General features: G+C 69.6%; 18 protein-coding genes. 3 read left to right on the forward strand and 15 right to left on the reverse strand.

Features of this window, described 5'->3' with window-relative positions:
* Positions 1-111 precede the first annotated feature (111 nt).
* Positions 112-1380 carry a YibE/F family protein gene (locus tag ACGWYJ_RS20040; RefSeq protein WP_395107637.1) on the forward strand — a complete coding sequence of 423 codons (1269 nt, stop codon included), beginning with the start codon at positions 112-114 and terminating at the stop codon, positions 1378-1380.
* Positions 1381-1409: 29 nt separating this feature from the next.
* Here ACGWYJ_RS20040 and ACGWYJ_RS20045 read toward each other — a convergent pair whose 3' ends face one another.
* The 6 genes from ACGWYJ_RS20045 to ACGWYJ_RS20070 form a co-directional block, all read right to left on the reverse strand.
* Positions 1410-1697 (reverse strand): hypothetical protein, encoded by a 288-nt coding sequence (locus tag ACGWYJ_RS20045; protein WP_395107638.1) that lies wholly within the window; start codon positions 1695-1697, stop codon positions 1410-1412.
* 388 nt (positions 1698-2085) lie between these two features.
* The gene (locus ACGWYJ_RS20050) at positions 2086-3825 is read right to left on the reverse strand and encodes a VanW family protein (protein ID WP_395107640.1); all 1740 of its coding nucleotides are present in this window, start codon (positions 3823-3825) and stop codon (positions 2086-2088) included.
* Between the two features lie 98 nt (positions 3826-3923).
* A complete protein-coding gene (locus tag ACGWYJ_RS20055; protein ID WP_395107641.1) occupies positions 3924-4316 on the reverse strand; it encodes a hypothetical protein in 393 nt (130 codons plus the stop codon).
* A 122-nt stretch (positions 4317-4438) separates the two neighbouring features.
* A complete protein-coding gene (locus ACGWYJ_RS20060) occupies positions 4439-5476 on the reverse strand; it encodes an NlpC/P60 family protein (protein WP_395107642.1) in 1038 nt (345 codons plus the stop codon).
* Between the two features lie 241 nt (positions 5477-5717).
* The gene (locus tag ACGWYJ_RS20065; protein WP_395107643.1) at positions 5718-6659 is read right to left on the reverse strand and encodes a M56 family metallopeptidase; all 942 of its coding nucleotides are present in this window, start codon (positions 6657-6659) and stop codon (positions 5718-5720) included.
* Between the two features lie 4 nt (positions 6660-6663).
* Entirely contained in the window at positions 6664-7050 is a 387-nt protein-coding gene (locus tag ACGWYJ_RS20070) for a BlaI/MecI/CopY family transcriptional regulator (protein WP_395107644.1), read from the reverse strand.
* Between the two features lie 222 nt (positions 7051-7272).
* On the opposite strand from ACGWYJ_RS20070, the gene ACGWYJ_RS20075 reads away from it, so the two are divergent.
* Together ACGWYJ_RS20075 and ACGWYJ_RS20080 are read left to right on the forward strand one after the other, a co-directional pair.
* Positions 7273-7647, forward strand: a complete 375-nt coding sequence (locus tag ACGWYJ_RS20075; protein ID WP_395107646.1) for a BlaI/MecI/CopY family transcriptional regulator — start codon at positions 7273-7275, stop codon at positions 7645-7647.
* Positions 7644-8594 (forward strand): M56 family metallopeptidase, encoded by a 951-nt coding sequence (locus ACGWYJ_RS20080; protein WP_395107647.1) that lies wholly within the window; start codon positions 7644-7646, stop codon positions 8592-8594. Before ACGWYJ_RS20075 ends, ACGWYJ_RS20080 begins: the two co-directional genes overlap by 4 nt.
* A gap of 45 nt (positions 8595-8639) precedes the next feature.
* Here ACGWYJ_RS20080 and ACGWYJ_RS20085 read toward each other — a convergent pair whose 3' ends face one another.
* The 9 genes from ACGWYJ_RS20085 to ACGWYJ_RS20125 all read right to left on the reverse strand — a co-directional run.
* Positions 8640-10025: an NADH-quinone oxidoreductase subunit N gene (locus ACGWYJ_RS20085; RefSeq protein WP_395107648.1), complete on the reverse strand. Its 1386-nt coding sequence runs from the start codon at positions 10023-10025 to the stop codon at positions 8640-8642.
* Complete coding sequence (locus ACGWYJ_RS20090) at positions 10022-11515, reverse strand: NuoM family protein (protein WP_395107649.1); 1494 nt, start codon at positions 11513-11515, stop codon at positions 10022-10024. Before ACGWYJ_RS20090 ends, ACGWYJ_RS20085 begins: the two co-directional genes overlap by 4 nt.
* Positions 11512-13386, reverse strand: a complete 1875-nt coding sequence (locus ACGWYJ_RS20095; RefSeq protein WP_395107650.1) for an NADH-quinone oxidoreductase subunit L — start codon at positions 13384-13386, stop codon at positions 11512-11514. The genes ACGWYJ_RS20090 and ACGWYJ_RS20095 overlap by 4 nt, the downstream gene beginning before the upstream one ends.
* A complete protein-coding gene (gene nuoK / locus ACGWYJ_RS20100) occupies positions 13383-13688 on the reverse strand; it encodes an NADH-quinone oxidoreductase subunit NuoK (protein WP_395107651.1) in 306 nt (101 codons plus the stop codon). Before nuoK ends, ACGWYJ_RS20095 begins: the two co-directional genes overlap by 4 nt.
* Positions 13685-14206, reverse strand: coding sequence for an NADH-quinone oxidoreductase subunit J (locus tag ACGWYJ_RS20105; RefSeq protein WP_395107652.1), 522 nt, complete (start codon positions 14204-14206; stop codon positions 13685-13687). The genes nuoK and ACGWYJ_RS20105 overlap by 4 nt, the downstream gene beginning before the upstream one ends.
* A gap of 13 nt (positions 14207-14219) precedes the next feature.
* Entirely contained in the window at positions 14220-15149 is a 930-nt protein-coding gene (locus ACGWYJ_RS20110; protein ID WP_395107654.1) for a complex I subunit 1 family protein, read from the reverse strand.
* Positions 15142-16344, reverse strand: a complete 1203-nt coding sequence (locus tag ACGWYJ_RS20115) for a hypothetical protein (RefSeq protein ID WP_395107655.1) — start codon at positions 16342-16344, stop codon at positions 15142-15144. Before ACGWYJ_RS20115 ends, ACGWYJ_RS20110 begins: the two co-directional genes overlap by 8 nt.
* Positions 16345-16421: 77 nt before the next feature.
* Complete coding sequence (locus ACGWYJ_RS20120) at positions 16422-16838, reverse strand: NADH-quinone oxidoreductase subunit A (RefSeq protein ID WP_395107656.1); 417 nt, start codon at positions 16836-16838, stop codon at positions 16422-16424.
* 107 nt (positions 16839-16945) lie between these two features.
* Positions 16946-17241: class I SAM-dependent methyltransferase (locus ACGWYJ_RS20125; RefSeq protein ID WP_395107657.1), on the reverse strand; the 296-nt coding region annotated here is incomplete at its 5' end.

Genomic DNA, 17241 nt, shown 5'->3' on the forward strand with positions numbered 1-17241 from the left:
GGCACGGGCGATTCCTCCATCAGCGGTTCCACGAAGACCTGGCAAAGGAGAACCGTGGGTGCCCATCATGGCCATGGTCCGGCCGCGGACAGCGGTGGCCCTTCATCCCGCGTGGCAGCGCGCACATTGCTGGCCGTCATCATCCCGCTGGCAGTCGTCACGCTCGCGGCCTTGGCCTGGATGTGGCCGTCCGCCCCGGAAGCCACCGGCCAGACCTCCGCGCCGCTGAAGAAGGTGACAGGCACGGTCGTTCGCGTGGATCTCAAGCCGTGCCCGAAACAGGTCGCGCCCGAGGGGCTGCCGGCCGACGCGGACCCGTCGTCGGCGCCGGGCGGCCTGCCGCCGACCGATCCCAGGAAATGCGGCACGGCCCAGGTCCAGCTGACGGCGGGTCCCCTGCGGGGCCGAGCCGTCACCACTGAACTGCCCAGTGGACCGGGCAACCGCGTTTTCGGCGTCGGCGATGACGTGATCCTGGTCGAGATGCCCGCGGACAGCACGGCGAGCGAGAACGCCGGAAGCCCGGCCTACCAGCTGTCCGATCATGATCGGTCCAATCCGCTCTGGCTGGTCGGCGCCGCCTTCGCGCTGGCGGTGATCGCCTTCGGACGCTGGCGCGGCGTGACGGCGCTCATCGGGCTGGCGGTCACCTTCGCCCTCCTGCTGTTCTTCCTGATCCCGGCGATCCTGGAGGGGCGGCCACCGTTGCTCACCGCCATCGTGTGCGCGGCGGCGATCATGCTCGCGGTGCTCTACCTCACCCACGGCTTCACCCAGACGACCTCGATCGCGGTCATCGGCACCCTTGGCAGTCTCACCCTGACCGGCGTGCTGGCGATGGTCGCGATCGACCTGACCAGCCTCACCGGGATCACCGACGACAGCTCGCTCTACCTCGATCTCAACTATCAGATCAACACCCAGGGACTGCTACTGGCCAGCATCATCATCGGCTCCCTCGGCGTCCTGGACGACGTCACCATCACCCAGGCGGCCACCGTGCGCGAGCTCGCCCGCGCGAACCCGTCCTATGGCTTCGCCCAGCTGTACCGGGCCGCCGCGCGCGTCGGCCGGGCGCACATCGCCTCGGTGATCAATACGGTCATCCTCGCCTACGCCGGAGCGTCCCTGCCGTTGCTGCTGCTGTTCAGCATCGGACGTCAGCCGCTCGGCGAGGTCGTCACCAGCCCGGTCATCGCGCAGGAGATCGTCCGCAGTGTCGCCGGAACGCTCGGCCTGATCGCCGCCGTCCCGCTCACCACCGCCCTGGCCGCGCTCGCCGCCACCCGCCCCGATTCCCACCCCACCCCAGACGGACGGTATCCGCCGTACCGAGGCCACCGCCGCCGGATCGACATCCCTGCGGACTCGCCCGGTTGATCTCCCTGACCTGACGCCGAGGTACGCCGTCAGGTCAGGAAGAGGCCGATAACGAACGGGACGGGAATCAGCACGGTCGTCCCGAGCGACGTCCTGAGTCGTCCGCCACGCCGGAGCGGCAGAAGCACATCCAGGATGAGCACCAGCGCCAGCAGCAGCGAACCGGTCACGGCCAGCAGGAACATCATGACGGGCGCGTGATCGAGAGTTGGGTAGTAGCAGTTGGTCAACCTGGGCTTCAAGAGATCCTGGGTGGTCTTGCAGTCCATCGGCAGGTACTCGGTCCACAGCCACCACGCCAGGTAGAGCGGCAGCATGGCGGGCACTCCGAGGGCAAGGTTCACCAGGCCAGGTGCCCAAAGGCCGGCCCCTGCGCGGCCACCGCGGCCGGTGTCCGCGGGGGCTGTGGATAGGTCCATCCTGCTCTCCCCAGTGTCGACGCCCGGTTCAGGCGACACGCGGTGTGCTGGTCAACGACAGCAGCCGGGTGAGCCACCGGCCAACAGGACCAGAGAGACGATCGTGGTGGCCGGTTCAAGGTCGGTGATGCGTTCGGGTTCGAGGTTCATTGTGCACGGCCGCCATCTCGGCGCTGGGTCGACGGGCCGCCGCGATCGATCCGTCGGACTGCTCCGCCAGTGCCGTGTGCAGCATCCTCGTGTAACGCGATTCTTCGGGCCGGAATCGCGCGGAAATCCCCCGGACTCATCCGCCCTTGGTGTCTTCGCAGGTCAGTTTGGGTTCGGGCTGGTAGACGGTGTGGAACTTCTGGCGCCGGACTACCTGGCCGTCCTTCTTGAAGATCCGCCACACGTCGATGGAGAAGCCGCGGGCGCCCGGCATGGGGATGCACTTGGGGCCGGAGTCGGTGGCGGTCTCGAAGTCACGGATCTTGTACGGCTTCGAGCTCTGGGACTCGATGTCGTAGCGCTTGGTGCTCCAGAACGAGACGGTGATCGAGGTGTCGGTGTACGCGGTCTTGATCAGCACGCCGTGGGGAGAGTCGTTCCGGAACCGGAAGTCGGGCTCGGGATAGGACACCGTCGACTCGCGTCCGGCCGGATACCGGGAGATGTAGAACTGGTGCGGGGTGTGCTGCACGTCCTGCAGGCCGCCGAAGAAGACCGCGTTGAACAGGGTGGTGGCGAACTGGGAGATGCCGCCGCCCACGTCGTCGACGAAGCGTCCGTTCAGGATCATCGGGGCGGGGACGAAGCCGCGCGCCCGGTCCCGCTTGCCGACCAGGCCGTTGAGGGAGAACGTCTCGCCGGGCTTGACGATGTGGCCGTCGACGATGCCGGCGATGGTGTGGATGTTGGTCACGCGCGGCGCGCAGCACGGGTGCCGGGTGGTGAAGGTGCTGATCCGCTCCTTGATCCCCATCGAGCGGGCCTGGGCGTCGGTGATCCGCGGTGGCGTCGTGACCACGTCCACCGGCACGGTACGGGACTGGCTGGCGGCCAGGACGCGCTCGACCGCCTGGCCGAGCTTGGCGGCGTCCACGCCGAGGCCGGTACGGGCCGAGACGAGTTCCAGCCTGCCCTTCTTCACCTCGAAGGTGGCGTTGCGGGGCGCCTGCGCCGCGGGGACGAACTTCTTCTCCACGTTCCTGGCCAGCTCGGTCGCGTCGAACTCCGGACGCAGCGAGCCGCGCCCGTCGGCCACGTAACGCAGATCCCTCGCGATCTCCGATGGGGGTACCGGGACCGTGCGACCCTGGCGGGTCAGCAGGAGAGGCTGTCTGACCGCCTCGCGCGCTGTCGTGGCCGCGATCCGCCGCACCTCCGCCGCCGGGACCGTGGCAGAGGTGGGCCGTAGCGACACCGTGACCTGAGTGCGCGGAGCCAGGAAGGCGTCTTTGATAGCCCTCTGTGTCGCTGCGCGGTCGATCCCGCTGCCGCCCTTCGGGATAACGGGTACCGGCCGCAGCCCGGTATAGCGGATGCCGCCTTCACGGACGGGCCGATCCACCTCCTTGGCGATGCCGTCGACGGCGGCGCTCAATCGGCGGGCGTCCAGCTTGATCTTGGGCTCGATATCCCGTTGGCCGATCAGCGGCCGCAATAGATCGGTCGGAGACGGGGCGCCACCACCGGCGGCGGCCACCGTGGCCTTGGCATCCAGCGACAGGCCTGCATCATTGGGAGTGATGGAGAAGCGGTGTCCCGCGGCCATCACCGTGATCGGTCGCTCGGCCTCGTCGGCCAGCCCGCGGGCGAGTTTCGCCTCCGCGTCAGCCGGTGAGAGCCCGCCGATCTCGACGCCCGCCACCCGGGTGCCTCCCGGGACCTCGCCCGCGATCGTGAGCGCCCGCACGACGACGGCCAGCAGCACCAGGATCACCCCCGCCGCCGCGACCAGCATCAGGGGAAGCGTCGGGCGCGATGCCCGCGACCCGGATCCGGCGGCGGCCTGTACCTGGTCGATCTCCGAGGTCTCCGGCATCGTGACCGCTCCCACCTTCGTGTGCTCGGGAGTTTCCTCTACGGGGCATAGTAGGTACATCCGGCGTCCACCGAGGTCATATCGGCGAACGGTCACGCTCAGGTGTCATCGGGCTCATCGATGGGAGGCTCAAGCGGACGGGTGATCCCGGGCTCGTCCGGAGCGCCGGGGACGTCGGGGATGGCGACGAGCACCTCGGTCATCTGGGAACCGCGCTGGATGACGCCGCTGCCGAGCATGGTGTTGCGGTGCCGCAACGCCCCGTTCTGCCGCAGGAGCTCATCGATCTCCCTGCGCGCCCTGCGAACATGCCTGCTCGAACGCGTGTGGACGAGGAATCCGCCGAACGCGCCACCGAGGACGAGGGCGGCGAGAACGGGCTGCCAGCGCAGCAGCGCAGCCACGACGACGAGCACGATCACCGCCGTCAGGGCGACCCTGTACCGCTCCACCCAGCTCAGGGCTGTGTCGACGCGCCGGGGAATCCTCATCCGGGACCTCACTCTCGGCGATCAGGGAGACTCCACTTCTACTAAGAAGAATAGTAGATAGGGGAAGTCTCGTGTGACGCTCTCAGCGAGATACCGGCTGGGCGGCGCCGGTCGAGAGAGTTCTAGGCGATGCGCACGCCGCCGGCGAAGGGCCTGCCGGAGATCGAGCTGACCTTGATGACATCGCCGGTCTGCGGGGCGTGGACCATCCGGCCTTTGCCGATGTACATGCCCATGTGATGCAGATCACTGTAGAAGAAGACCAGGTCACCCGGCTTGAGCTGGCTCTGGGTCACCCGCGTGCCGGCGGTGAACTGGCTGCCGGTGTAGTGCGGCAGCCTGATGCCGACCTGGGCGTAGGCGTACATGGTGAGGCCGGAGCAGTCGAAACCCTTGATGTTGCTGCCCTGCGCGACGCCATAACTGGGGCCGGATGGGCTCCCACCTCCCCATGAATAGGGAACGCCGAGCTGGCTCAGGGCGGCCTTGACCGCGCCCATGGCCTTGGCCGAGGCTCCGGCCGGGTCGACGGCGGGAGCGGCACCCCTCTTTGGCAGTGGGGAGCCGACGCCGAGTTTGCGCTCGACCTTGGCGAGCTTGGCCTCCAGGCTCTTCCGCTTGCGCTGCGCCTGATCGGCGAGCTGGCGCACCTGCTGTTCGCGGTTGACCGCCGACTTGCGGGCGCGGTCTGCCGCCTGCATGGTCTGCAGCATCAGCGCGACCTGAGTGCCGTTCTGCCGGGCGAAGTAGTTCAGCGTCGCGGAGCGGTCGAGGACGGCCTGCGGGTCTGAGGAGGAGGCGAAGGCGGCGGACGGGTCGCTGCTGCCGTTCTTGTAGGTCTCCGCGGCCATGCCGGCGACCTTGGTGCGGAGTTCCTCCAAGGCCTGCTGCTGGCGCCGGGCATTCTGGGACGCGGCCTTGGCGGCCCGCTGAGCCTGCTGGATGCGGACCCGCAGCCCGTTGTACTGCTCGGTGAGCTGTTCGGCCTCATCTGCGAGCTTGCGTTGCTGCTTGGCCAGCTCGCGCCGGGAGGGCTCGGGTTCGGCCGCCACCGGGGTCGCCGCCACGAGCGACACCGTCACGGCGGCCACGAGCGGCAGGGCCGCGATCGTGGTGAAACGGGAGAGCCGGTGCTTCACGCCGACGGCGTGTCGCTGCATGCACAGTCCTCTCAGCTAAGGTGCGCCGCCTCGGCCCGCGGGTGCCCGAACTGGGCCTGCCGCGGGAATCGGAAGGTCGAGCCGCCCGACGACCTGGAGTCGGAGCCGCCGACCGCGCGCGATCCGGCACGGCCATCGCCGTTCCCGGAAGAACGCCGAGCGATGGTTCCTACGGAGAGTAGGAGCTTAGCGGCCGATACGCCACCCAAGCGCTCAATTCACTCAAAACACCACAGTGGTCTCAGCAGGGAGCGACCAGTCTCCAGAGCGCGGACAGGGAGGCGGCGAAGGGCAGAGCGACCGCGCAGGCGGTGAGGACCCAGGTGATCGGCCGTCCCACCCGGGCTACCCGGCTCGGACGCCGGGCGCCGTCCTCGAGGCGTGTGAGCCGTCGCGACAGGGACCCATGGTCGCGCCCGGAGGCGGCGAGCGCCCCGGCGAACTCCGGGGTGGTGGCGATCTGCCGCAGTGCGCCGGCCAGCGTCCCGGACCCGCTGGAGCGAGCCGCCGCGTCGTCCGCGGCCATCTCCAGCAGCGCCGGGATCCTCGTCCTGGCCCGCCGCACGGTCGGTGACCACGGCAGCAGGGCGTGGGCGATATCGATCAAGATCAGCAACGTGTGGTGGCGCTGGCGCAGGTGCGCCCGTTCATGCTCCAGGACGGCCGCCAGCTGTCCTGGGGACAGCCGTGTGCGGGCGCCCGTGCTCACCACGATCGGCCGCCAGCGCGAGGGCAGGCAATAGGCCACGGGAACGGGGTGATCGAGCAGGAGGACGTCGGAATGCTCACGATCCTCGTAGGCGACCATGTGCAGCATCTCCCGGTGGCTGCGCCGGTGGCGCAGGGCACGGCGAACTCTCGGCACTCCGCGAGCCAGGCGGGCGCCGCAGAGCCAGAGCAGAGGCAGGCTGGCCACCCCGGCCAGGGCGGTCGCCGCGGCCGGATGGTGGGGCAGGCACCCGTGCAGCCACTCGAAGACCCCGTGCCCTGGAGTGGGCGGCCACAGCAACGCGACCGCGATCAAGCCGATGACCGCGACGAAGGTACCCATCAGCGCACCCAGCCAGCACGCCACCACGGTGCCGGGATGCGCGCCGGACGACCACAGCCGGTCCAGCGCGGGACCGGCCAGGCAACCGAGCAGCACCAGGGCCAAGAGCAGGGCCGTCACAAGGATGAGCATCCGATCAGGACCCCGGCTCGTCGGCCTCGCGACGGCGCAGGGCCTCCAGCAACTGCCGGGCGTCCTCGGCGGCAACGCCCTCGGCGAAGCGCGCCAGGACCGCGCCGTGGTCGTCGGTCTCGGTCAGCGTGTCCAGCATCAGCTCGGCCACGTACTCCTCCCGTGCGCGTGTCGGACCGTAGCGGAAGGCATGCCCATCGGCGATCTTCTGGAGCAGGCCCTTGCGGGCGAGCCGCTCGGCGACCGTCTGGACGGTGTTGTAGGCCAGCGGTTTCTCCGCTCCCTCGTTCAGCCGGACCAGCAGCTCACGGACGCGCAACGGCTCAGGTGCCGCCCAGAGTTCCTCCATGATCGCGCGCTCCAGGAAACCGAAACCGGCCAGTCCGACCACGTGATCACCCCAATCTCTCGCACATTCTGCCCAATGAGCCCAGGTGAGTGGTAAAGACGGACGATCCGGCGGGACCAGGATCCCGACCGCAAGCTACGACCCATGGCAGTAGACGACGCGCCATTCTCCCGCGATGGTGCGACCTCTCAGCCCGGTTCCGCTGCTACTATCGGTTGTAGTATTGATCAATCCCGATGAGGCACGGCGGGAGGGCGGTGGCACATGGCCGGACAGCGTTTCGGTGAGCTGGAGGCCGCGGTGATGGACCGGATATGGTCCTACGGCCGCCCCGCCAATGTCCGGGAGGTCCTGGAGGACCTGCAGCAGTCCAGGACGATCGCCTATACCACGGTCATGACCGTGATGGACAACCTGCACAAGAAGGGCTGGTTGCGCCGCAAGCGGCAGGGCCGGGCCTACATCTACGAGCCGGTGGCCTCCCGCGAGGGCTACACCGCCAAACTCATGCGCGAAGCCCTGGCCACCAGCAACAACCAGGCAGCCGCCCTGGTGCACTTCCTCTCCGATCTGTCCCCGGAGGAAGCCGAAGCCCTCCAGGCGGCCCTGAAGGTCGTACCGCCCCGCGGCACCACGTGACCGCCGCGATCAGCCTGCTCGCCTACGCGGCTGCGCTCGGCCTCGGCGGCCCTCGGCTGCTGCGCGGGCGCGGTTGGGCCGAACGCTCGCCGCGGCTGGGCATCCTGATCTGGCAGGCAGCAAGCGCATCGGTGCTCGGCGCGATCGTCCTGGCCGGGCTCGCGCTGGTGGTCCCGATCGCCAACGCCCCACACGGCCTCGCCGATCTACTGGCCGCCTGCCAGATGATGCTCCAGGCCCACTACGGAAGCGGCCCACAGCCGATCGCTGCCTACGCGGGCATCCTGGTCTCCGGCGGCGTGGTCCTGTGGACCTTCGGTCACCTGGTCTTCGCCTCCCTCACCGCCGCCCGGCAACGGCGACGGCACCGTGAAGCCCTGCGCATCCTGGCCCGCCACCGGCGCGACCTGGGAGCCCTGGTCATCGACCATGCCCAGCCGATGGCCTACTGCCTCCCCGGACGCCACCGCTGCGTGGTGGTCTCCAGCGGAGCGCTGGACCGCCTGAACACCGAGCAACTGGCCGCCGTCCTCGCTCACGAACACGCCCACCTGCACGGACGGCACGACCTGGCGCTCAACATCTCCCGTGCCCTCAGCCGCGCCTTCCCCGCGGTCCCGCTCTTCGAGGCCGCCCGGGACGAGATCACCAGGCTGATCGAACTACTGGCCGACGACATGGCCGCCCGCCACCACAACCGCACCACCCTGGCCGCCGCCCTCGTCACCGTCGCCACCGGCCAAGCACCGGCCGCAGCCATGGGTGCAGGAGGCGCAACGGCCCTCCTCCGCGTGCGCCGGCTTCTCGCCCCTCACACTCCCTTGTCGCGCGTCGCGCAGTTCACCGGCGGATTCGGCGTCGCCCTGCTGTTGACACTACCGATCACCCTCGCAGCCAACCCAGCGATCATCGCCATCCTCGAACGTCACTGCCACCTGCACTTCTGACGTTCGCCGTGACCGGCGTCCCGCTGCTGTTCCTGAGGCAGGACCCTACGTTTGGACGGCCAGCGCGATCCCGCTGGCCAGGCCGAGCACGAGAGAGAACGCGGCAGCGGTGTAGGCCACCGCGCAAGGGCCGCGGCGAAGGCTGATATCGGTTCCGGATGTGGGAGCGAAGACTGGGACGATCCAGCGTAGGTAATAGAACACGCTGGCGACCGAATTGATGACCGCGGCGACGGCCAGCCAGGTGTAGCCGCCGTCCACAGCGGTCCCGAACATCAGGAGTTTTCCGATGAAGACGGCTGTCGGTGGGGTGCCGACAAGGCCGAGGAGGCAGATCACCAGGGCCAGGGCCAACGGGGGTGAGCGCCTGGCCAGGCCGGTGTAGTCGCTTATGGTCTCCCGGCCTGCGGCTACGACGATGGCGAAGGCGCCGAGGTTGGTGACGGCGTAGGCGGCCAGGTAGAAGAGCAGGGCGGGTTCGGCGAGGTCGGCGCGTCCGGCCATGGCGACCGGGACAAGCAGGTAGCCGGCCTGGCTGATCGTCGAATAGGCGAGCAGGCGCCGGACGTTGTCCTGGCCGAAGGCGGCGAGGTTGCCGAGGGTCATGGTCGCGGTGGCGAGCAGGGCGATCAGGAGCGGCCAGTCCAGAGTGGACGGGAGGGCCTCGGCGGCGAGCCGGTACAGGGCGGTGAACGCGCCGATCTTGGGGACGGTGGTCACGAAGGCCGCGACGACGGGTGGGGCGCCCTGGGTGACGTCCGGGATCCAGTAGTGCGCGGGCACCGCACCGGCTTTGAACAGCAGCCCGGCCAGCAGCACCACGGCGCCGACCGCGACGGCCGCGCCGGGTGCGGTGGCCAGTCCTTGCCGGAGGGGTTCGTAGGAGGTGCTGCGCCCTAGACCGTAGAGGAGCGTCACTCCAGTGAGCATGAGGATGCCCAGGAAGGCGCCCATCAGGAAGTATTTCAAGGCCGCTTCGGTGCCCGCCGCGTCCTTGCCGAAGCCCGCCAGGGCGTATGCGGGGATGCTCGCCAGCAGGTACGCCGCCACCAGGACGAGCAGGTCGGAGGACGCGCCGAGCAGGATCGTCCCGAGCGCGGCCAGCAGGGTGAGCACGTAGAACTCGGTCTCGCGGGCGTGGTTGTGCAGCGGCCCGGCGGCCAGGGCCACGACCAGTAGCGTCGCGCCCAGGACGACGCCGCGTGTGAGGTGGGTGAGCGGGTCGAGCATGAACGCGTCGAACGTCATCAGGTCGGGACGACGGGAGGCGAGCACGGTGAAGACCAGGCCGAGGACGAGGCCGGCCGCGCAGATGACCGCCACGATCCACTGGCGGGTGCGGGGCAGGAAGATCCCGGTCAGCAGGCCCAGCACGGCACCGGCCAGCACGCACAGCTCCGGCAACAGGTCGGCCGGGTTCTCGCGCATCATCGCGACACCAGGGACAGCACGGCGGCGGAGGCGGGCTCGATCACGTCCAGCAGGAAACGCGGGACGATGCCGATGACCAGCGACAGCACCAGCAGCGGCGCGATCGCGGACAGTTCGCTGCGGTGGAGGTCGGTGATACGGCCGGTCAGCTCACCGGGCGCGCCGAGGAACGCGCGGTGCAGGACGCGCAGGAACAGCGCCGCGGTGATGAGGATGCCGATGATCGCCAGTGCTCCGGCGGTCGCGGCGCCCGCCGTCCCGGTGCCGATGACGCCGGTGAAGATCTGGAACTCGGCGATGAAGCCGGACAGGCCCGGCAGGCCCAGGGACGCGAACGCCGCGACCGCCACCAGTCCCGCGAAGAGCGGCGCGGGGGCGGCGATACCGCCGAAACGGTCCAGGTCATAGGTGCGGGCACGGTCGTACAGGACCCCGGACAGTAGGAACAGCGCCCCGGTGACCAGCCCGTGGCTGACCATCTGGGTGACCGCCCCGGTCACCGCCAGCCGCCCGGCCGCGGCGTCCCCGGCCAGACCCGCGGCGCCGACGGCCAGGACGATGTAGCCCATGTGGTTGACCGAGGTGTAGGCGATCAGCCGCTTGAGGTCCTGCTGGGCGAGTGCGACCAGCGCCCCGTACAGGACGCTCACGACGCCGACCACGATGATCACCCAGGCGTACCGGCGCCACGCCTCGGGCAGCATCGGCATCGCGATCCGGACGAGGCCGTAGGTGCCCATCTTCAGCAGGACGCCCGCCAGGATCGCCGACCCCGCCGCGGGCGCGTCGGTGTGCGCCGGGGGCAGCCAGGTGTGGAACGGGACGGTCGGTGTCTTCACCGCAAGCCCAATCCCGATCGCCAGCAGGACGAGGGCCGCCAGCCCGGGCGAGGCGTCCAGCGGCGGCGTACGGGTCAGCTCGACCATGTCGAAGGTGTTCGGGTCCGAGCCGAGGTATAGGCCGATGAATCCGAGCAGCAGCACCAGCGAGCCGAAGAAGGTGTAGAGGAAGAACTTCAGCGCCGAGCGTGCGTTGTCGCCGTGTCCCCAGCCCGCGATGACGAAGTACATGCCGACGATCGACAGGTCGAAGAAGACGAAGAACAGCAGCAGGTCCAGGGCCGCGAACAGGCCCAGGCAGACCGTCTGGAGGAAGAGGAACAGCGCGGCGAACGCCCGTACCCGGTGGGTGAGGCGCAGCGAGTAGACGGCGCAGCAGAGGAAGAGCACCGCGGTCATCGCCAGCAGCGGCAGCGACAGCCCGTCGACGCCGACGTGGTAGCCCGCCCGTACCGAGGGGATCCAGCGCAGCCGCGTCTCGTAGCCGAGCCCGCCGTCGTGGCCGATCCACATCGCGACGACTAGGGCGAGGTCGAGGGCCGCCGCCGCGATCCAGATCCCCACCGCGGCACGGTCGGTGAGACGCGGCACGGCCAGCAGCGCCAGCGCTACCGCCAGCGGCAAGAAGATCACCAAGGAGAGCACGTTCACCTGACCAGGACAACGACGAGGGTCAACACGAAGAGCAGCACCGCGGCCTGCGCGTAGTAGGTGTGGACGAGACCGGTCTGCGGGCGGCGGGCCAGAGCCCCGAGCCGCCGGGCTGCCCGCCCGATGGCGTTCACCACCCCGTCCACTGGAAACTCGACGCGGCCGGCCGTGATCCCGGCGGCGCGGCGGCCACCGATCGCGACCGCTCGCACCGCCCCGTCGATCACGCGATCGTCGAACCAGGCCAGCCGCCTCGCCAGCGCCAGGGTGGGGCGGCTGATCGCGTGCTCGACCGCCCGTTCCAAGTGCAGCCAATGCGTGGCCGGAGCGAGGAGGCGAGCGCCGGTCGACCGGGGCGCTGGTCGACGACGCACCAGGATGACCGCCGCGACGAGCGTGACCACCGCAAGCACACCGGAGAGCAGCATCTCCTGGAAGGTGGGTTCGCTTTCGCCCCGGGCGTTGAGCAGGGAACTCCATTGCTCGGCGAGGTCGGGGACGCCAACGATCCCAAAGACGGCCGCCGCGACGGCGAGCACTGGCAGCGTCGCCTGGGTAAGGAAGCCGATACGTCTTGTCCCTGGCTGTTCGGCGTCAGCGGTGGCCGTCGAGGCGGTAGCGGGACGCCATACGGCAAGGAGCATTCGCGCCGAATAGGCCGCCGAAAGCACGGCGGCGGCGAGCCCGACCGCGTACAGCGCCGGGGACTCCTGCAGGGCCATGGCCAGGACGGTGTCCTTGGTGACCCACAAGGAGAGCGGCGGCAACCCGGCTAGCGCGAGCGCCCCCACCCCGAAGGTGAGGCCGACCAGACGGTAACGGCGCGCGGCACCGTGCAACTCGGCGAGGTCCTTGGTGCCCAACGCGGTCAGCCAGGCGCCAGCGCACAGGAACAGCAGGCTCTTGACGGCGGCGTGCGCGACCAGCTGCGCGGTGCCGCCCGCGACCGAGGCGACACCAGCGGCCAGCACCATGAACCCGATCTGCGCGCAGGTCGACGCGGCCAGCAACTGCTTCAGGTCCCGCTGGGCCACGGCGACCGCACCGAGCAGTAGCGCTGTGATCCCGCCGATCCAGGCCACCAGCGTCGCCGCCCAGCCGGTTGCCGCCAGCAGCGGCTGGACGCGAAGCAGCAAGTACGCCCCAGCGGCCACCATGGTCGCCGAATGCAGGAGCGCCGATACGGCGCTTGGACCCGCCATGGCCCGCGACAACCAGAAGGAGAACGGCAGTTGCGCCGACTTTCCCAGCGCCGCGACGACGATCCCCGCCGCGATCAGGTCCCGCCACGGCGCCGCTGCGCTCGCCAGCCCGCTGAGAGACAAGGCATGCGTACCCGCCAGCGCGCAACCTGCCGCCAGGTAGAGGCCCATGTCCCCGGCCCGGGTGGTGAGGAAGGCGACGTCGGCCGAACGGACCCGCTCGTCCTCCCTCCACCAGAACCCGATCAGCGCGTACGACATCGCGCCCATGACCTCCCAGGCCATGAGCAGCACCGCCAAATCGGTGGCGGTCACCGTGACGAGCATCGAGCCCGCGAACAGCAGCATCAGCCCGAAGAACCGTCCTCGAGCTTCACCGGCGGGCATGTCTCCCGCGGCGAACACCAGGACGCCGAGCGTCACGGCGGTCACCGCGACGACCAGCACGGCGGACAATCCGTCCACCGCCATCCCGGCCGCCAGGTCCTCGAACAACGGAAAGCCGATGACCGGCCGGGCGATCGCCACGGCGATCGCCAGAATGAGAGCGCCGAGCGCCGTCAGCACTCCGGCGGCCGGGGCAAGCCGATCAGCGCGCCGGCCCGAGAGCAGGAGCAACGCACCGGTCACCAGCGGCAGCCCGGGAAGTCCCCAGCCGAGGGCCGTCATCCCTTCAGGTCCCTGGCGTCGTCGGTCATGTCGACGTCCCGGGCACGGAACAAAGCGGTGATGACGGCGAAGCCCATCGCCATCTCCAGAGCCATCACCGTGACCGCCACCAGCAGGAGCACCTGCCCGTCCGCCGTGGACGGGGCGATGTAGAACCAGAACGCACCGCCCGCCACCACCAAGCCGTTGACCATGAGCTCCAGGCCCATCATCAGCATCACGATCGACTGCTGGGACAGCGCGCCGTACAGCCCGACCGCGAACAGGGCGGCGGCCAGCAGCAGGAACGTCTCCAGGGTCATCGGCGAGCACCGTCCCCGTACCGGTCGTACCGGCCGCGGTGGGTGGCCAGCACCACCGAGGCGATCATCGTGGCCAGGATCGCCACCCCGATGACGATCATGACCAGCATCTTCGGCCCCATGATCGCCTCACCGAGGGCGAACGTCGGGTCGCGAGGCGGCGCCCCCGCGCGCTCCGGCCAATCGACAAGCCAGATCCCCGCGGCCAGCGCCGCGAAGGCGCCGCCCGCGATGGCCACCGCACCGCGATGGTTGTGCACCATGGTCATGGGCATCAGCCCCGCCGGATTCATCATGTACATGATCATGAACACCGCCATCACCAGCATCTCCATGATCATCATCAGCACCACCAGCACGCCGAGATAGTGCAGGTCGATCAGGAGCAGTTCCAGGCCCACGCACAGGAACGAGGCCAGCAGCGCGAACGTGGCGCGGGCCATCGAGTCGACCACGAACACCGCGATCCCGCTCGCCACCGCGGCGACGGCCAGCACCCAGAACGCGACGGCCTGCACGTTCCACCACCTCCTAGTCCAGGACGACGATGCCCACGACGAGCAACTGCACCAGTGCGGCCGGGATCAGCACCACCCAGGCGAACTCCACGAAACGATCCATGCGCAGCGTCGGTAGCCGGTGCGCCGACCACACCAGCAAGGCCAGCACGGCCAGCGTCTTGAGCAGCGACCACACTGGGGCGGGCAGCAACGGCCCTTCGCCGCCCCCTAGAAACAGGGGGACGGCCGCCGCCGCGGCCACCACGAGCAGCGCGTACCGCCCCGCCGCGAAGACCAGGCGGTCCACGCCCGACAACTCCACCGCCGCCCCGCCCGCCAGGTCACCCGACACCGGGTGCGCGAGCGGACCCCAAAACGCCATCGCCAGCGCCGAGATCAGGTAGATGACGAAGGCGACCGGCATCCACGCCGCGAACCACAGATCGTGCTGGGCCGCCGCCACCTCCGTCAGGTCCAGCGAGGCCGCACCCAGCGCCGCCGTGATCAGGGCGAACATGTGCGGCAGCTCGTACGCCAGCCCCTGCGCCAGGAAGCGATACCCGCCCACCAGCGCATACGCCGAGTTCGTCCCCCATCCGGTCAGCCAGACCGCGCCCCAGACCGCCACCTCCATCGCGTTGAACCACACGACACCGACCGGCAACTGCGCCGCGGCGACGGTCCCGAGCGGGATCACCACCGCCGCCAGCAGCGCGGCGACCGGTAGCGTGATCACGCCGATCCGCGCCAGCAGACGATCGGACGCCAGCGTGGCGCGACGCTGCTGTAGCAGCAGGCGGACGGTGCCGCGCAACGGCTCATCCCAGGCGTGACGCAGAGGGGCGCCGTGCCCGGCGGTGACCATCCGGAACATCGCATCGAGTGCCGCGGCGGCGTACACCAGCAGTGCCAGTGCCACGGGCAGCGCGATCACAGCCCAGAGCGGGGATGTTTCACCCATTGGCGGCATTCACAGCCATGACCTGGTCGAGGTCTGGATCGAGACTGGCCACGATCAGCCGGGCCGCGGCGAGCTCCGCGCCGTCCAGCAGCGAGGGCAGCGCGGCCAGCAAGGCACTGCTCGACTCCGCCCGCACCGGACCGCGCGGCCCTTCATCGTCGTTCAGGGCGGAGGAATCATCCAGGCGAGTCATGGCCCCGCCGATCTCGGCCAGCCATCCCGCCAACCGTGCCGGCACATCGCCGAGGTGACGCGCCGCGGGTCCGGTCAAGCCGTACCTGCGCACCGTGTCCTCATCGATGACCCCGATGCCCCGGGTCATCCAGCGCAGCGACCACGACCGTCCCGTCCGGCGGGCGAACCGCGTGAACCGCGGCGCCAGCTCATTTCCTGGACGTCCCGCGAGGACAGCGTCCCGAAGCCAGAGGGCCCGTTCCGCCTGCCCACGCCAACCCGCCACCCCGAGGAAGCGCGCCACGCTGTCAAGATGAGCCGCCGCCCGCCGCCGCTCGGCCTCACCTTGCGTCACCCGTTCGGGTGCCGCCAGCCACGGCTCGTCCCAGAAGCGCCCTCCGCCTGCACCGTCCAGCACATGGACCTCGGCGGACTGCACCACATCGCCCTGAAGCGTGAGCATCAATCGCAGCCCGGCGGGCCAATCCGGCAGGACGGGGCCCAGCGGAACGTGCAACACATCGAGCTTGAGACCATCCCGATCCGGCGCCCGCTCGGCCATCGCCAACCCGCCAGGGGCACCCATCATGTGATGCTCATGTCCACCATGCCCACCGTGGTCGCCTTCACCGGAGCCATCGTCTGCCACGGTGTGGCTGTCATGGCCACCGTGCTCATCATCGTCGTGGCCAAGCTCGTGACTGCCATGCTCGCTGTCGCCATGGCTGCCTTCGCTGGGCTCCCACGGTCCCGCTGCGATGCGGGACCTCGCGTCCTCGCGCTGCGCCGCGATATCGGCGAGCTCGGCCACCGCCCGGTCCATGGCCTCAACAGCCGCAACCTCCGAGGCGCGCGGCGGCAACCGCACACGGGCCCGCGGCCCAGGCACCTCCGCCCAGACGGCATCGACCGCTTCAGCCAAACCGACTCCAGGTTCACCGCAGACGATCAGAACGTCGGCGGCCGCGGGCGCGTCCACCTGAAACCAGGCTCGCCGCCGCAGCTCTCGCTGAACGATCATCCTCGTCCGGGTTCCACCAGGGACAGCCACAACGAAGGCATGCGGACGGGCAGCGGCATAGCGGGCCAGCCGCGCGTTCAGGCCCACCGGAACGCCCCCTCGCGCCAGGCGTACACCACGCCGACCATCAGCAGCCCGAGGAAGGCGAACATCTCCACCACCGCCTTCGTCCCGATCGACGCGACGACCAGCGCCCACGGATACATGAAGATCATCTCCATGTCGAAGGCCAGGAACACCATCGTCACCACGTACCAGCGCACGTGATACCGCGACACGGCATGCTCCACAGGCCGTCCGCCCGAAAGGAACGGCGCGCCTCGCAACTTTTCACCCACCCCAACGAGGAGCGCAGACGCGTACACCGCGGCCAAGAGAGCGCCTAGCAGCCCTACCAAGGCCAGCACTGCCGTGTACGGCTGCATCGTCTCTCCCAAGCGGCTCGGACATCCTCCTACGGTACGTAGGAGTTGATCCTGCCGCATGATGACCATCTTGACGAGGCTTCCCTACCGCGTTCCGCCGGATCCAATCCCCACCGCGGCCGCGCGCCCACAGGGCCTTACCGCCTCAGGGGAGAAGCACTCGGCAGGCCCAGCGTTCAGCGGACGGCCGACAGCACGGTGAGGGTGGGGAACTCGTCGCGGGAGACGCTGGAGAAGAGTCCGCTCAGCTCGCGCTCGATCTCGGCGAAGACGCTGTCGGGCAGGGCCTTGCTGCGGGCGATTCGCGACGGGTGGGTGCCGCCGTGCCAGGCGATGACCACCCTCCCGCCTGGGGCGGTCACCCGGTGCAGTTCGCGTAGACCGGCTCGGAGGTCCGGCCAGATCGCGACGTTGTTAACCGAGACCACGCAGTCGAACTGCGCGTCCGGGAAGCCGGTTCGATCGGCGGTGC

The sequence above is a fragment of the Actinomadura sp. SCN-SB genome (genome assembly GCF_043906805.1).
Classification (GTDB): domain Bacteria; phylum Actinomycetota; class Actinomycetes; order Streptosporangiales; family Streptosporangiaceae; genus Spirillospora.